Raw genomic sequence first — 14,326 nt, forward strand, 5'->3', positions numbered from 1 at the left:
ACCGTTTGGTTGAGTTTCAGCGCACGACAAAGACCGAGACCTTGGCGTGTTGCGCGATATAGCCCCCATGCGAGGCAAAGATATGCTCGAGAAAGCCGGGCACATGGCTGGCCACGACCACCAGATCGGCACCGCTTCGCTCGATTGCCTGCATCAGCGCCGAGGTTGTTTCGACCTCGGGGTCATGGCTGATGATCGGCTCGGCCTCGACCGTGACGGCGTATTTGTTGCGCAGGTTTTCGGCAAAGCTGTGAAGGGTCTGCGTGAATTCGGCGGCGTTATGGCCAAGCTCATTGGGCAGTTCACCGCCCACGCCCGCCACGATCATACGCGCCCCATGCCGCTTGGCGAGATCCCCCGCCACGTCGAGCGCTTTGGCCAATGTGTCCTTGTGGAGCAGATCGACCGGAACCAGGATTGTCGAGAACATCGTCTTTCCTTTCGTGTTTCCGTTTTGCGTCCGCCCAGCCTAATGGCTGGTGCGCCGCCCGACCTTGTCACAGATCAAGGGCGGTTTCAGCCCACCCGGCATGGATCAGCCGTTGACGCGGGGCGCGCGCTTGGGCTTATGAAGGGCATGCAGAATGCGCTCGCCCTTGATATGGTCTTTGCCGCCCTCGCCGACCCCACCCGGCGCGCGATCCTGTCGATGCTGCTGGAGGATGACATGGCGGTCACGGATGTGGCGGAGCCATTCGAGATGAGCCTTGCCGCGATTTCCAAGCATCTGGGCATTCTGGGCCGCGCCGGGCTGATCACTCAGGAACGACGGGGCCGCGTGACATGGTGCAAGCTGGAACCGGACGCGCTGCGCGATGCCTCGATCTGGATGCAGAGCTTTGGGCAGTTCGAGGCAGTCAATCTTGATGCGTTCGAGCGGTTTCTCAAGGCGGAACTGCCGGATGAGGGCTGACGCCTGCCCCCTGCCGGACGACGGACCGCGCCCGCCGGAAATGCTCCGGTTGCGCGGCGATCTTCAGGGTGCCAGTTTTCTCTGAGGTACAAGCCAAATTTTCGCGTAGCGCTTCTCTTTCGGATCAGCGCGGTCGAAAGGTCATGCTCAATTTGCTAGGATCAATCTTCTGGCCCAATTGGCAAAGTTCCCAGCTTGCTTCACACGCTACCTTCGCTGCCTGTACCGGCTCGAACGCAAGCACGCCCAGACGATGCCCAAATCTTTCATCCTCGGACAGAACCTTTTTCGCGGTGGCGATTGCGACCTCTTTTGACATCCCATCGGAATAAAGAACATAAATCGTGCCTGGCCGCGCCTCAAAAAAGAAACCAAAGTCATTTTTCGAGGGGGTCACCCCTCTGAATGTGGCGGCCGATGCCGCGTAGCGTCCCTGCCAGACGAATTCATGTGAAAACAGGTTCCAGTGCAGGCTTTTCGCGTTCCCGGAATTGTCCATCAGCGACAGATCTTTCAAATTCACCCTAAAGCTTAGATTCCGCTTGCCTCGCCACTTTCTCCCGCAATCTAGCTGGCCGTTCGGCTCAACCGGACAGAATGTGGCCGATTCGAAACGAACACTGCTGGCCGAATTGGCAACCACCATCAGAAAGACTTTCTTTCTGAATGGATCGTCCGCGCCCTGCGCGGCAACATGAATTGGCTGCACCACTGCAAGCAGCGCAACTACCACCAGGCTGATCCAGAATTTCGACTTGGACATGCTCAACATCACCTCACCTCACTCACATTTGAAAAGTTCCAGTCATCCGTAACCCTTGGTTGAACGTGAAGCAAGATCATGTCGCCAAGCATGTATTCAGCCGGACTTCAGACCCGACACTCCTCATCCTTTAGCAACAGCACCAACGCAACCACCGTCAGCCCCACCCCCATGAGCACCACCGGCTGTGGCAAGGGATGCCCCAACGCCGTCTGCCAGAGCGTGACCCAAGTGGGGGTGAGATAGGTATAGGCCATCACCTTGGCACTGGGCAGGTTGAGGCTGGCGTATTGCAGGCAGACAAAGGTTATCGCCGTGGCAAAGACCGCCGTGTAGACAATGGTGATCCAGACGATGGCGGGCAAGCTTGACCAATCGGTCGCGCGCAGGTCGCCCCAACCTGCGGCTGTCACCAAGAGCGCCGCCCCAAGCATCGTTCCAAAGGAAAACACCACCGGACGCTCGCCGCGATTGAGGCGGCGCACCAGCGGCGTATAGATGGCATGGGCCGCGCAGCCGAAGAAATAGATAGCCTCGCCGCGCCCGACCTCGAACGCCATCAGCGCCGAGACATCAGCGCGAAAGATGACCCAAAGCGCGCCCATCGCCCCGACGCCCAAGGCAACCGCCATGCGCGGCGTTGTGATCTGGCGCAAGAGCAGATAGCCGGCGATGCCCGCCATGATCGGCGTAAGCGTAAAGACCGCCGCTGCCGAAACTGGCGCCGCAGTCTTGAGCCCCTCGAACATCATCACGAAATACAGGCCCATCGCCCCACCCAGCAGGAGGTAGCGCCATGGGGCAGACCATGTGCGGCGCGGAATGCCTCGGCCCAGCATCGCCCCTGTGCCAAGGATCACGGCGGCCAGCAAGAAACGCGGCGCATTGAGGGCGGCGGGGGCGATATGCTGCGCCGCCATAGACCCAAGCGCGAATGATCCCGCCACCAGCCCAGAGAAACAGAGCATCGCCAGATGCCCCTTGAGCGCAGGCGTCATGCCCGCGCTCACGTCACTGGCCATGCCGCCGCGCGCTCTTTGAGATGGTTCAGGAACGCTTGCACTTTGGTGGTGCGGTGCAGGTCCATATGAGTGACCAGCCAAAGGGGGGCCGCCCATTCGGGACGGGGCGGCGTCACCTGGATAAGCCCCGGCATCTCTGCGGCCTGCAAGACCGAGGTGAATCCGATCCCGGCCCCGGCTAGGATGGCGTTGCGTTGTGCATGCACATCGCCCGAGCGAAACACGATGGCCTCGCCCGGCACATTGTCCTGCAACCAGCGCAGGAACGGTGCGCGTGTCTTGGGATCATCCGCGCCGACAAAGCGGTGATGCGGCATATCCTCGGGCCCTTTGGGCAGGCCATGGCGCGCGACGTAGCTTTCACTGGCATAAAGCGTGAACTGCTGCTGAAAGAACGGCTGTACCACGTTATCGGGCTGATCCGGCACAGCGCCTGCCCGGATCGCCACATGCGCCTCGCCGTATTCCAGCCGAAACAGGCGGTCGCCGGTCAAATAACGCACCACCAATGCCGGATACATCTCTTGAAACGCGGCCAGCACCGGCACAAGCAGATGGCTGAGCCCGCCAACCGAGGTCACGACCAACTCGCCCGAGACATCGTTGCCCTGCCCCTTGATCCGCCCGGCCAACTGATTGAACTGGTCATCGGTTGCCTGCGCCACGCGCAACAGGTCTTCGCCCGCCTCGGTCGGGGTATAGCCCCGCGCATGGCGCTGAAAGAGCTTGACGCCCAGCCTCTCTTCGAGCGCGTCGATGTGGCGGATAACGGTGGCATGATGCACGCCCAGCACCTCGGCCGCGCCGCTCACGGTGCCGATCCGCGCCACATTATAGGCGGTCCGCACCTCGTCCCAATTCTCCATCACGCCGATCACCCTGCCCAGCTATCCCGTTCGCCTAGCAACTATGCGGCGGCGACGCGGCGGTTGCAATCACCCGTAATGCGCGTAGCCTGTACGCGTCTCTCACAGCAGCGGCCAACCGATGAAAGTCACGCACAGCAGCCCAGATCTTTTGATGATCGAGGACATGCCTTGGTTCATGGCGATCATGCTGGGCCTGTTCACAGTTTTGTTTGCAGGTGTCGGCCTTTTGGTTATGCCGCAGACCCTTGTTGGTGGGCTGGTCTTTTTGATCGGCGGCGGCGGGTTGGGCTTTGCAGGTGTGTGTATTTTTGTTGAACGTCTGCAAGTGATCTTGGATGCGCGCGCGGGCACCGCGATTTTGCGCAGCCGAACCATCCTGCGTCACCGCGAGACGGTCTTTGACCTCTCGGACGTGATCCGCGCCACGGGCGAGAGCACGCTATCGGGCGGCGAGACAAGCACCGATCCGTCGCGCGTGCGCCGCCCCGTGCATCGCCCCACGCTTGTTCTGCGGGATGGGGCGGGCGGCGCGCCGCTCTTGCATCCGATCACCGAGATCTATGACAGCAGCCGCGCGTCGGCTGAGGTGGTGCGCGCGATCAATCACTGGTTGGCCGAGTTGCGCGCTCCTGACCCCATGCTTGACTCTGCCCCACCCGCGCGCTAAACGCCCACGCAATCCCGGAGGCCCATGCTTCCGGTCCCGGCCCTGTGTCGGGATCGCCCCCCGTCAGCGCGTTGCGCCCACGGGGGCGTTTATCGTTTGAACCGTTGCCCCTATATGGGGTGACATGGCAGCAACCGGCATAGGAGCCTGAGCGATGTTTGAAAATCTATCCGAACGCCTCTCCGGTGTCTTTGACCGGCTGACCAAACAGGGGTCGCTGTCTGAAGAGGATGTGAAAACCGCCCTGCGCGAGGTGCGTGTCGCCCTGCTGGAGGCCGACGTTTCCCTGCCCGTCGCGCGTGATTTCATCAAGACGGTTGAGAGCCGCGCCACTGGGCAGGCTGTCACCAAATCCGTGACACCCGGCCAGCAGGTCGTAAAGATCGTGCATGACGCGCTGGTCGAGACATTGCGCGGCGAAGGCGATCCCGGCGCGCTCAAGATCGACAACCCGCCTGCGCCGATTCTGATGGTCGGTCTGCAAGGCTCGGGGAAGACCACCACCACCGCCAAGCTGGCCAAGCGGCTGAAGGACCGCGAGGGCAAGCGGGTGCTGATGGCCTCGCTTGATACCAACCGCCCGGCGGCGATGGAACAACTGGCCATTCTGGGCAAACAGATTGGCGTCGATACCCTGCCCATCGTCAAGGGCGAAGACCCGGTTCAGATCGCCAAACGCGCCAAGACCCAAGCGGCCTTGGGCGGCTATGATGTCTATATGCTCGACACCGCAGGGCGGCTGCATATCGACGCAGAGCTGATCGCGCAGGCGGCGGCGGTGCGGGATGTGGCCAACCCCCGCGAAACCCTGCTCGTGGTCGATGGCCTGACTGGTCAGGATGCCGTCAACGTCGCCACCGAGTTTGACGACAAGATCGGCGTGACCGGCGTTGTTCTTACCCGGATGGACGGGGACGGGCGCGGCGGTGCGGCGCTCTCGATGCGCGCGATTACCGGTAAGCCCATTCGCTTTGTCGGCCTTGGCGAAAAGATGGATGCGCTCGAAACCTTTGAGCCGGACCGTATCGCAGGCCGCATTCTGGGCATGGGCGATATCGTGGCCCTAGTTGAAAAGGCACAGGAGACCATCGAGGCGGCTGAGGCCGAAAAGATGATGCGCCGCATGGCCAAGGGTCAGTTCAACATGAACGACCTCAAGGGTCAGCTTGAGCAGATGCAAAAGATGGGTGGCATGCAGGGGCTGATGGGCATGATGCCCGGCATGGGCAAGATGGCCAAACAGGTCGAAGATGCCGGGTTTGACGACAAGATGCTCACCCGCCAGATCGCCATGATCCAGTCGATGACCAAGAAAGAGCGCGCCAATCCTGCGCTGCTTCAGGCCAGCCGCAAAAAACGGATCGCTGCCGGATCGGGCATGGATGTGTCTGACCTCAACAAGCTGCTCAAGATGCACCGCCAGATGGCGGATATGATGAAGAAAATGGGCAAGATGGGCAAAGGCGGCATGCTGAAACAGGCGATGAAAGGCATGTTTGGCAAGGGCGGCATGCCCGATATGAACGACCCGCAGGCCATGGAAGAAGCGGCCAAGGCATTGGGCGGCAAGCTGCCCGGCGGTATGGGTGGCAAATTGCCGGGCCTCGGCGGCGGCATGGGCCTGCCCCCCGGCCTCTCTGGCTTTGGCAAGAAGAAGTGACCATGGCTTCTTCTTGGCATAAATACTCATCTCCGACCCCGCAACCGGCACCCCGCCAGAGGGGGGCCCGGCCATGACCCTGACCCAAGCGCCCACACTGGAAACGCCGCGCCTTGTCCTGCGTGGACCAGAGCCACGGGATATCGAGGCGACAATCGCCTTTCTGCTCGACCGCGACCGGTCCGAGGGCTTTGGGTCATCACCCAACCGGGGCGAGGCGTGGCGGTGGTTCGCGCTCAACGTCGGTCACTGGCATATTCACGGCTATGGGTATTTCACCATCGAGATGAAGGACACTGGCGAGACCGCAGGGATCGCGGGCATCTGGAACCCCGAAGGTTGGCCCGAGCCGGAATTGGGCTGGGCGCTCTATGCCGGGTTTGAAGGGCGCGGCATCGCCTATGAGGCCGCCGCGCGCGCGCGCCGCTATGCCTATGAAGATCTGGGCTTTGATACGCTGACCTCGAATATCGTGCCGGGCAATACCCGCTCTGTCGCGCTGGCCGAACGGCTGGGCGCGTGGTTCGAGCGGGAATATGACAACATCCACATGGGCCGTGACCTGCTTTATCGCCACCCCGGCCCCGATGCCGCCTCTGGCCGCGATGATGACGGCTCGGTTGAGGCCTACGCATGACCCACGCTTTTTCTTTCAGCCGCCGGAGTCTCGCATGACTGACGCAACCGCCCTTGCCGCGCAGCTTCTCAAGGAGCATCGCCAGAGCATTGATCGGCTCGACGCGATCCTCGTCTTTACGCTGGCCGAGCGTTTCAAGCACACGCAGGCCGTGGGGAAACTCAAGGCTGAATACGACCTTCCCCCGTCCGATCCCGCGCGCGAGGCGCAACAGATCGAACGGCTCGAAGAATTGGCAAAAGCGGCTGATCTCGACCCCGCCTTTGCCAAGGAGTTTCTGAACTTCATCATCGCCGAGGTGATCCGACATCACCAGAAGCACCAATCGTAAGGTGGGCCTGAGCCCCGCCAAACCCACGCCATTATAAGGAGAATATCAAATGGCCATGAAAATCCGTCTCGCCCGTGGTGGCAGCAAAAAGCGTCCTTTCTACCGCATCGTCGCAGCCGACAGCCGTATGCCGCGCGATGGCCGCTTTATCGAGAAGCTGGGCACCTATAACCCGCTCCTGCCGAAAGACAGCGAAGATCGCGTCAAGATGGACATCGAGCGCGTTCAGCACTGGCTGGCACAGGGCGCACAGCCGACCGACCGCATCAGCCGCATGCTGGAAGCCGCAGGTATCGTTGCCAAGAAAGAGCGTGCCAACCTGAAAAAGGCCGTTCCGGGCAAGAAAGCGCAAGAGCGCGCTGCCGAGAAAGCCGCCAAGGCCGAGGCCGCCAACGCCCCTGCCGAAGAGGCAGCCGCCGAGGAATAAGACTGGAAAGGCGCTGGAATGTCGCAATTTTCCAAGGACTTCCAGACCGGTCTGCGCGATCTCATGCGATGGCGGCGCGATGTGCGCCGCTTTCGCAGGGACGCGGTGGATGAGGCTGTCTTGCAAGACTGCCTCGACACCTTTCTTCTATCGCCCTCTGTGGGGCTGAGCGAACCATGGCGCGTGATCCGGGTGCAATCGCCCGGCGCGCGCGCTGCGGCGCTAGAGAATTTCACCACAGCCAATGCGCAGGCGTTGGCGGGCTATGAGAGCGACAAGGCGCGCGTTTACGCGGGCTTGAAGCTATCGGGGATGCAAGAGGCCCCGGTGCAACTGGCGATTTATTGCGACGAGGCAACCGACAAGGGCGCAGGTCTGGGGGCCGGCACCATGCCAGAGATGCGCCGCTATTCGGTGGTGGGCGCGATCACGCATTTCTGGCTGGCGGCGCGCGCGCAGGGCCTGGGCGTGGGTTGGGTGTCGATCCTCGACCCTGAGCAGTTGTCGCGCGATCTTGAGGTACCCGCTGACTGGGCGCTGGTGGCCTATCTGTGCGTCGGCTGGCCCGAGACCGCGAGCGACACACCCGAATTAGAGCTGGCCGGATGGGAAACCCGCCGTCCAACCCTGCCAACCGAGGTGCGCTGAGCATGACCCTGTTGCGCATCAAGGGAATTGAGCGGATCATCCCCCTATCCGCACAACCGGAGACAACCCCATGAGCGACAGTGACCGCATTTGCGTAGGCGCCATCGGCGGCGCATTCGGCGTGCGTGGCGAGGTGCGGCTCAAGAGCTTTACCGCCATGCCCGAAGACATCGCGGCCTATAGCCCGCTGAGCACCGAGGATGGCGCACGCGCCTTTGACGTGACCCTGACGGGCCAGACCACCAATGGCTTGACCGCGCAACTCTCTGGCATCAGCACCAAAGAGGCCGCCGATGCGCTGCGCGGCATGCGGCTCTATGCGCTGCGCGCGCAATTGCCCAATCTGCCGGATGATGAATTCTATCACGCTGATCTGATCGGGCTTGAGGTGTATGACACCGGCGGCGCGGTATTGGGGCGGGTCAAGGCCGTGCTCAACCACGGCGCGTCCGACATTCTGGAAATCCATGCGCCGGGGATGTCTGCGACCATCCTGTTGCCCTTTACCACCGAAGCGGTGCCGACCGTCGATCTGGCCGCAGGGCGCATCATCGCCGATCCGCCCGATGGCCTGACATGAGCGATACCCCCCGCTCGCATGGGCGCAAATCCATCCGCGCCACCATGACCCCGCGCGAGTTGATCACGCCCACGCCGGAACTGGCGGGGGTTTGGACAGCGCGGGTGATTACCCTTGTCCCACAAGCCTTTCCCGGTGTGTTGGGCGAGAGCCTGACAGGACGCGCGCTGCAAAACGGTCTCTGGGCGCTCGATGCCATTGACTTGCGCCCCTATGGCGAGGGCAAACATCGCAATGTCGATGATACGCCCGCCGGGGGTGGCGCGGGCATGGTGATCCGCGCGGATGTGATGGGGCGTGCGATTGACGAGGTGATGGCGGGCACCCCGCCCGGCTGGCCGCTGATTTACCTGAGCCCGCGTGGTCGTCGGTTTGATCAGGCCATGGCACAAGACCTGTCGCAACGCCCCGGTGTCACCCTTATTTGTGGCCGGTTCGAGGGGCTGGATGAGCGCGTGATCGAGCATTATGGCATCCAAGAGGTGTCTTTGGGCGATTTCGTTATGAGCGGCGGTGAAATAGCCGCACAGGCGATGATCGACGCCTGTGTGCGCCTGTTGCCCGGTGTTCTGGGCAATGCCGAGAGCACGGAAGAAGAAAGTCATTCCAACGGGTTGCTGGAGCATCCGCACTATACCCGCCCCGCCGAATGGATGGGCCGGGTCATCCCCGAGGTATTGACCTCTGGCGATCACGCCAAGGTGGCGGAATGGCGGCGCGCGATGTCCGAGCGGCTGACCGCCGAACGACGCCCCGATCTGTGGGAAAAACACCGCAGAACCCATCCTGACAAGGCTTGATCCAGCCCACGCTTGCGCCTATACACCGCCTTGCTTGGAATCGGTTGCGGCTCCGGGTGCGTTTGTTATTGGCTAAATCTCCCGCCAGACTTTCTTCGGTCGCCTGCGGCAGCCCCGGCAAACGGATCACAGACAAGGACGACCTGAACTCTGGCGGGCGCATCTGCGGACCCGGAAGAAGACCAAGAGCTCTGAGGACGCGAGACATCTTTGCGGGAAAAACCGCAAGCAAATCAGGAGAGAAGCGATGGATATTATCGCTCAGTTGGAGGCGGAACAGATTGCCGCCCTCGGGAAGACCATTCCCGATTTCAAAGCCGGCGACACGATCCGCGTCGGTTACAAAGTGACCGAAGGCACCCGTAGCCGCGTTCAGAACTTTGAAGGCGTCTGCATCAGCCGGAAGAATGGCAAGGGCATCGCCGGTTCTTTCACGGTCCGCAAGATTTCCTTTGGCGAAGGTGTGGAACGTATGTTCCCGCTCTATTCGACCAACATCGACAACATCGAGGTTGTTCGCCGTGGTCGCGTACGTCGAGCCAAGCTGTATTACCTGCGCTCGCGTCGCGGCAAGTCTGCGCGTATTGCAGAGGATTCCAACTACAAGGCCCAATCGGGCGCTTCCGCGTAAGGATTGGTACGATGAAAAAAGACATCCACCCCGATTATCACGTCATCGACGTCAAGATGACCGACGGCACCATCGTTCAGATGCGCTCGACCTATGGCAAAGAGGGCGACACGCTGTCGCTTGACATCGACCCCACGGTGCACCCCGCCTGGACGGGTGGCAGCTCGCGTCTGATGGATGCCGGTGGCCGTGTGTCCAAGTTCAAGAACAAATACGCTGGCCTCGGGTTCTAAACCCTGTTTCCAGCCGGATACGACAAACGCCGCCCTTTGGGGCGGCGTTTTGCATGGGGCACCGGCGCAGCTTTACTTTTTGGTAAGGATTGGGGTATAAGCAGGACATCCGAAAATCGGTTTTCAGTGTCCTCACCGAAAACGTGACCCTGCGGAGCTGCTACTCCGCAGGGTCTTTTCTTTCAGGGGGTTAGATCCCCATCAAGAGCCGGATGATCCCAACGAGCAGCGTGCCCGCTGCAAGTAAAACCATCCATTTCCGAAAGTCGGGTTCTCTCAGTTTCCTCACCTCCTTGCGCTGCAATGGGTTGCAGCAGGACTACAGCACCCGGTTGGCGTGAAGGAGAGGTTAAAATTGTCGATAATCTTGGCGATTTTTAGCTGAGCCAGCCCCCACCCTTGCACCTGTGCCGCAACCGGATAAAACGGACAGGCATACGGGCAAAGGGCGCAGAATGGCGACGGCACTGATCATATTGGCAGCAGGTCAGGGAACGCGGATGAATTCCGACCTTCCCAAAGTGCTGCATCCTATCGGCGGCGCGCCGATGCTAGGGCATGCCATGCAGGCAGGCGCGACATTGGAGCCAGATCAGGTGATCGTGGTGGCCGGGCACGGGGCCGAGGCGGTGCGTGCAGCGGCCCATGACTTTGACGAGACCGCAGAGATCGTAATCCAGTCCGAGCAACTGGGCACCGCGCATGCGGTGGCGCAAGCCGCGCCGCGTCTGGTGGATTATCCGGGCGATGCGCTGGTGCTCTATGGCGACACACCCTTTATTCAGCCTGAAACGCTGGAACGGATGCAAGCGGCGCGCAGCGCCCATGACATCGTTGTGCTGGGGTTCGAGGCGGCTGATCCGGGCCGCTATGGTCGGTTGGTGATGCAGGGACAAGGCCTTGTTAAAATTGTCGAATTCAAGGATGCGACCGAGGCCGAGCGCGCGATCACGCTCTGCAATAGCGGCGTGGTTCTGGCACCGGCAGCGCTGCTTTTCGATCTGATTTCAGAGGTGGGCAATGCGAATGCGGCAGGTGAATATTACCTGACCGACATCGTGGGTCTGGCGCGGGCGCGGGGGTTATCGGCAACCGTTGTCACCTGCGACGAGGCTGAGACGATGGGCATCAATTCCCGCGCCGAACTGGCGCGGGCCGAAGCCGCGTTTCAGACGCGCAAACGGGCCGAGGCGCTGGAAACTGGCGTGACGCTTGTCGCGCCTGATACGGTGCAGTTTGCCTATGACACGTGGTTGGGCCGCGATAGTCTGGTCGAGCCTTATGTGGTCTTTGGCCCCGGCGTCACGGTCGAGACGGGCGCGCATATCCGCGCCTTTTCCCATCTTGAGGGCTGTCATGTGGCGCGTGGCGCGGTGGTGGGCCCCTATGCCCGCCTGCGCCCCGGCACTGAATTGGCGGAACATTCCCGCATTGGCAATTTCGTTGAGGTGAAGAATGCGCTGATCGGCGAGGGGGCCAAGGTCAATCACCTGAGCTACATCGGCGATGCGCGTGTAGGCGACGAGAGCAATATCGGCGCGGGCACGATCACCTGCAATTATGACGGTGTGAGCAAGCATGAGACGGTGATCGGCGCGCGGGTTTTCGTGGGCTCGAACACGATGCTGGTGGCCCCGGTGACATTGGGGGACGGGGCGATGACTGGCTCGGGATCGGTGATTACGCGCGATGTGGCCCCGGACGCGCTGGCCATTGCACGCGCCCCACAGGTGGACATGCCGGGGCGCGCGCGCAAGCTGTTCGATATGTTGAAAGCACGCGCGGGAAAACGCGACAAAGGATCAAACTGATGTGTGGGATTGTCGGAGTTCTGGGGGATCACGAGGCGGCACCGCTGCTGGTTGAAGCGCTCAAGCGTCTGGAATATCGCGGCTATGACAGCGCCGGGATGCACTTAGTAAATCACCACGCTGCGGATGCTTTCGCCGGCGTGCATGAGCTCAAACCCTTTGTTGATATCCTCGAGCGGCATGGTGTGGGTGATCATCGGGTCGATCTCGATCTTGCCCTGCATGTACCAATCGACAATCTTGGGCACATCCGTGCGCCCGCGCGCGCCGCCAAAGGCCGTGCCGCGCCACGACCGTCCCGTGACCAGTTGGAACGGCCGCGTGCTGATTTCCGCGCCCGCAGGCGCCACGCCGATGATGATGCTCTCGCCCCAGCCCTTGTGCGCCGCCTCGAGCGCCGTGCGCATCACGCCCACATTGCCGGTGGCATCGAATGTGTAATCGGCCCCCCCGCCGGTCAGCGCCACAAGATGCGCCACCAGATCGCCCGTGACCTCTTTGGGGTTGACGAAATCGGTCATGCCAAAGCGCGTCGCCATCTCGATCCGGCCCGGGTTGATATCGACGCCGACGATCTGATCCGCCCCCGCCAGCCGCAGCCCCTGCAGCACGTTGAGGCCGATGCCGCCCAGACCGAACACAATCGCCCGGCTGCCGATCTCGACCTTGGCGGTGTTGATCACCGCCCCCACACCCGTGGTGACACCGCAGCCGATGTAGCAAATCTTGTCAAAGGGCGCATCCTTGCGCACCTTCGCGAGCGCAATCTCGGGCAGGACCGTGTGATTTGCAAAGGTCGAGCAGCCCATGTAATGCAGGATCGGCGTGCCATCCAGCATCGAAAACCGGCTGGTGCCGTCGGGCATCACACCCTGCCCTTGGGTCGAGCGGATTTTCTGGCACAGGTTGGTTTTCGGGTTGAGGCAGTATTCGCATTCGCGGCATTCGGGCGTGTAGAGCGGAATAACGTGATCGCCCGGTTGCAGGCTGGTGACGCCGGGGCCCACCTCGAGCACGACGCCCGCGCCCTCATGCCCCAGAATGGCCGGAAACGCCCCCTCGGGATCGGCCCCCGACAGGGTGAAATCATCGGTGTGGCACAGGCCCGTCGCCTTGATCTCCACCAGAACCTCGCCCGCCTTCGGACCCTCAAGGTTCACCTCCATGATCTCCATCGGGCGGCCTGCCTCAACCGCAACCGCAGCACGTGTGCGCATTACATGCAGGGCAAGATCGAGATCGACCCGATGATCACCCACACCATGCCGCTCGAGGATATCAACAAAGGGTTTGAGCTCATGCACGCCGGCGAAAGCATCCGCAGCGTGGTGATTTACTAAGTGCTATCCCAAGACCCCATGCAACGCCGCACAGCCCCCTGTGCGGCGTTTTGCATTGCGGGCGGCACGCCAGCGATTAGATTTGCCGCCAAACCCGATGGAGGATCACAAGATGAGCGACACGACCTATACCCCGCCCGATGTCTGGACATGGGAGGCCCCCTCTGGCGGGCAATTCGCCTCGATCAACCGCCCCATCTCGGGCGCGACCCATGACAAGGAACTCCCCAAGGGCGCGCATCCCTTTCAACTCTATTCACTGGCCACGCCCAATGGGGTCAAGGTCACGGTGATGTTCGAAGAGTTGCTCGCCGCAGGCCATGACGCCGAGTATGACGCCTGGCACATCAATATCAGCGAGGGTGATCAATTCGGCTCGGGCTTTGTCGCGGTCAATCCCAATTCCAAGATCCCGGCGCTGCTGGACCACACCGGCAACACGCCCCTGCGCGTGTTCGAAAGCGCCTCGATCCTGATGCATCTGGCCGAGAAATTTGGCGCCTTCTTGCCCAAGAGTGGCCCTGCGCGCACCGAAACCCTGAATTGGCTTTTCTGGCAGATGGGCAGCGCACCCTATCTGGGGGGTGGCTTTGGCCATTTCTACGCCTATGCGCCCGAGAAATGGCAATATCCGATCGACCGTTTCGCGATGGAGGTGAAGCGCCAACTTGACGTGCTCGACCGTCAATTGGCCAAGCGGCCCTTTATTGCAGGCGATGAGTATACCATTGCCGATATGGCGATATGGCCGTGGTATGGCCAGCTTTGCCTTGGGCGGCTTTATAATGCGGCGACGTTTCTGGATGTTGCCAGCTATAAACACGTCATGGCCTGGGCGGAAAAGATTGACGCGCGCCCCGCGGTGAAGCGGGGCCGCATGGTCAACCGCAGCTTTGGCGAGCCGCAGGAGCAACTGCGCGAGCGCCACGCGGCCACGGATTTCGACACGCGGACCCAAGACAAGATCGGCTAATTCGGATGGTGCCACGGCCCC

18 protein-coding genes and 1 pseudogene are annotated in these 14,326 nt (G+C 61.6%); 14 read left to right on the top strand and 5 right to left on the bottom strand.

What is annotated here, in order from left to right:
- Nucleotides 1-16 precede the first annotated feature (16 nt).
- Nucleotides 17-430: a universal stress protein gene (locus GC127_RS09680; protein ID WP_151977782.1), complete on the bottom strand. Its 414-nt coding sequence runs from the start codon at nt 428-430 to the stop codon at nt 17-19.
- 147 nt (nt 431-577) lie between these two features.
- Between GC127_RS09680 and GC127_RS09685 the strand changes: the two genes are divergently transcribed.
- Entirely contained in the window at nt 578-913 is a 336-nt protein-coding gene (locus GC127_RS09685) for a metalloregulator ArsR/SmtB family transcription factor (protein ID WP_081508612.1), read from the top strand.
- A gap of 124 nt (nt 914-1,037) precedes the next feature.
- Here GC127_RS09685 and GC127_RS09690 read toward each other — a convergent pair whose 3' ends face one another.
- From GC127_RS09690 to GC127_RS09700, 3 genes are all read right to left on the bottom strand, one after another.
- Entirely contained in the window at nt 1,038-1,676 is a 639-nt protein-coding gene (locus GC127_RS09690) for a hypothetical protein (RefSeq protein ID WP_151977784.1), read from the bottom strand.
- 107 nt (nt 1,677-1,783) lie between these two features.
- Entirely contained in the window at nt 1,784-2,698 is a 915-nt protein-coding gene (locus GC127_RS09695; protein ID WP_254700051.1) for a DMT family transporter, read from the bottom strand.
- Nucleotides 2,683-3,564, bottom strand: a complete 882-nt coding sequence (locus GC127_RS09700; protein WP_151979689.1) for a LysR family transcriptional regulator — start codon at nt 3,562-3,564, stop codon at nt 2,683-2,685. Before GC127_RS09700 ends, GC127_RS09695 begins: the two co-directional genes overlap by 16 nt.
- Nucleotides 3,565-3,685: 121 nt before the next feature.
- On the opposite strand from GC127_RS09700, the gene GC127_RS09705 reads away from it, so the two are divergent.
- The 11 genes from GC127_RS09705 to glmU all read left to right on the top strand — a co-directional run bounded on the left by GC127_RS09705 (nt 3,686) and on the right by glmU (nt 11,992).
- Nucleotides 3,686-4,234: a hypothetical protein gene (locus tag GC127_RS09705; RefSeq protein WP_151977786.1), complete on the top strand. Its 549-nt coding sequence runs from the start codon at nt 3,686-3,688 to the stop codon at nt 4,232-4,234.
- A gap of 154 nt (nt 4,235-4,388) precedes the next feature.
- On the top strand, nt 4,389-5,894 hold the full coding sequence (ffh, locus tag GC127_RS09710) for a signal recognition particle protein (RefSeq protein WP_081507401.1): 1,506 nt from the start codon (nt 4,389-4,391) through the stop codon (nt 5,892-5,894).
- A 73-nt stretch (nt 5,895-5,967) separates the two neighbouring features.
- Entirely contained in the window at nt 5,968-6,531 is a 564-nt protein-coding gene (locus GC127_RS09715) for a GNAT family N-acetyltransferase (protein ID WP_151977787.1), read from the top strand.
- A 34-nt stretch (nt 6,532-6,565) separates the two neighbouring features.
- Entirely contained in the window at nt 6,566-6,862 is a 297-nt protein-coding gene (locus GC127_RS09720) for a chorismate mutase (RefSeq protein WP_008279676.1), read from the top strand.
- A 49-nt stretch (nt 6,863-6,911) separates the two neighbouring features.
- Nucleotides 6,912-7,289 (top strand): 30S ribosomal protein S16, encoded by a 378-nt coding sequence (gene rpsP, locus GC127_RS09725; protein WP_008279677.1) that lies wholly within the window; start codon nt 6,912-6,914, stop codon nt 7,287-7,289.
- Nucleotides 7,290-7,307: 18 nt separating this feature from the next.
- On the top strand, nt 7,308-7,937 hold the full coding sequence (gene bluB, locus GC127_RS09730; protein WP_151977789.1) for a 5,6-dimethylbenzimidazole synthase: 630 nt from the start codon (nt 7,308-7,310) through the stop codon (nt 7,935-7,937).
- Between the two features lie 70 nt (nt 7,938-8,007).
- Complete coding sequence (gene rimM, locus GC127_RS09735; protein ID WP_008279679.1) at nt 8,008-8,517, top strand: ribosome maturation factor RimM; 510 nt, start codon at nt 8,008-8,010, stop codon at nt 8,515-8,517.
- Entirely contained in the window at nt 8,514-9,317 is an 804-nt protein-coding gene (gene trmD, locus GC127_RS09740; protein WP_151977791.1) for a tRNA (guanosine(37)-N1)-methyltransferase TrmD, read from the top strand. Before rimM ends, trmD begins: the two co-directional genes overlap by 4 nt.
- Before the next feature lie 247 nt (nt 9,318-9,564).
- Nucleotides 9,565-9,948: a 50S ribosomal protein L19 gene (gene rplS, locus GC127_RS09745; protein WP_008279681.1), complete on the top strand. Its 384-nt coding sequence runs from the start codon at nt 9,565-9,567 to the stop codon at nt 9,946-9,948.
- Between the two features lie 11 nt (nt 9,949-9,959).
- Entirely contained in the window at nt 9,960-10,181 is a 222-nt protein-coding gene (gene rpmE, locus GC127_RS09750; protein ID WP_008279682.1) for a 50S ribosomal protein L31, read from the top strand.
- A 455-nt stretch (nt 10,182-10,636) separates the two neighbouring features.
- Nucleotides 10,637-11,992, top strand: a complete 1,356-nt coding sequence (gene glmU / locus GC127_RS09755) for a bifunctional UDP-N-acetylglucosamine diphosphorylase/glucosamine-1-phosphate N-acetyltransferase GlmU (RefSeq protein WP_151977793.1) — start codon at nt 10,637-10,639, stop codon at nt 11,990-11,992.
- Nucleotides 11,993-12,096: 104 nt separating this feature from the next.
- Here the strand turns inward: glmU and GC127_RS09760 are convergent, their stop codons facing one another.
- A complete protein-coding gene (locus GC127_RS09760) occupies nt 12,097-13,209 on the bottom strand; it encodes an S-(hydroxymethyl)glutathione dehydrogenase/class III alcohol dehydrogenase (RefSeq protein ID WP_151992576.1) in 1,113 nt (370 codons plus the stop codon).
- Here GC127_RS09760 and GC127_RS09765 point away from each other — a divergent pair.
- Together GC127_RS09765 and yghU are read left to right on the top strand one after the other, a co-directional pair.
- Nucleotides 13,210-13,332 (top strand): annotated as a pseudogene (locus GC127_RS09765) (S-(hydroxymethyl)glutathione dehydrogenase); the annotation flags it as partial.
- A gap of 112 nt (nt 13,333-13,444) precedes the next feature.
- Nucleotides 13,445-14,305, top strand: coding sequence for a glutathione-dependent disulfide-bond oxidoreductase (gene yghU / locus GC127_RS09770; protein WP_151977843.1), 861 nt, complete (start codon nt 13,445-13,447; stop codon nt 14,303-14,305).
- Nucleotides 14,306-14,326: the final 21 nt, after the last annotated feature.

This window comes from Roseovarius sp. EC-HK134, from assembly GCF_902498815.1.
GTDB lineage: Bacteria > Pseudomonadota > Alphaproteobacteria > Rhodobacterales > Rhodobacteraceae > Roseovarius > Roseovarius mucosus_A.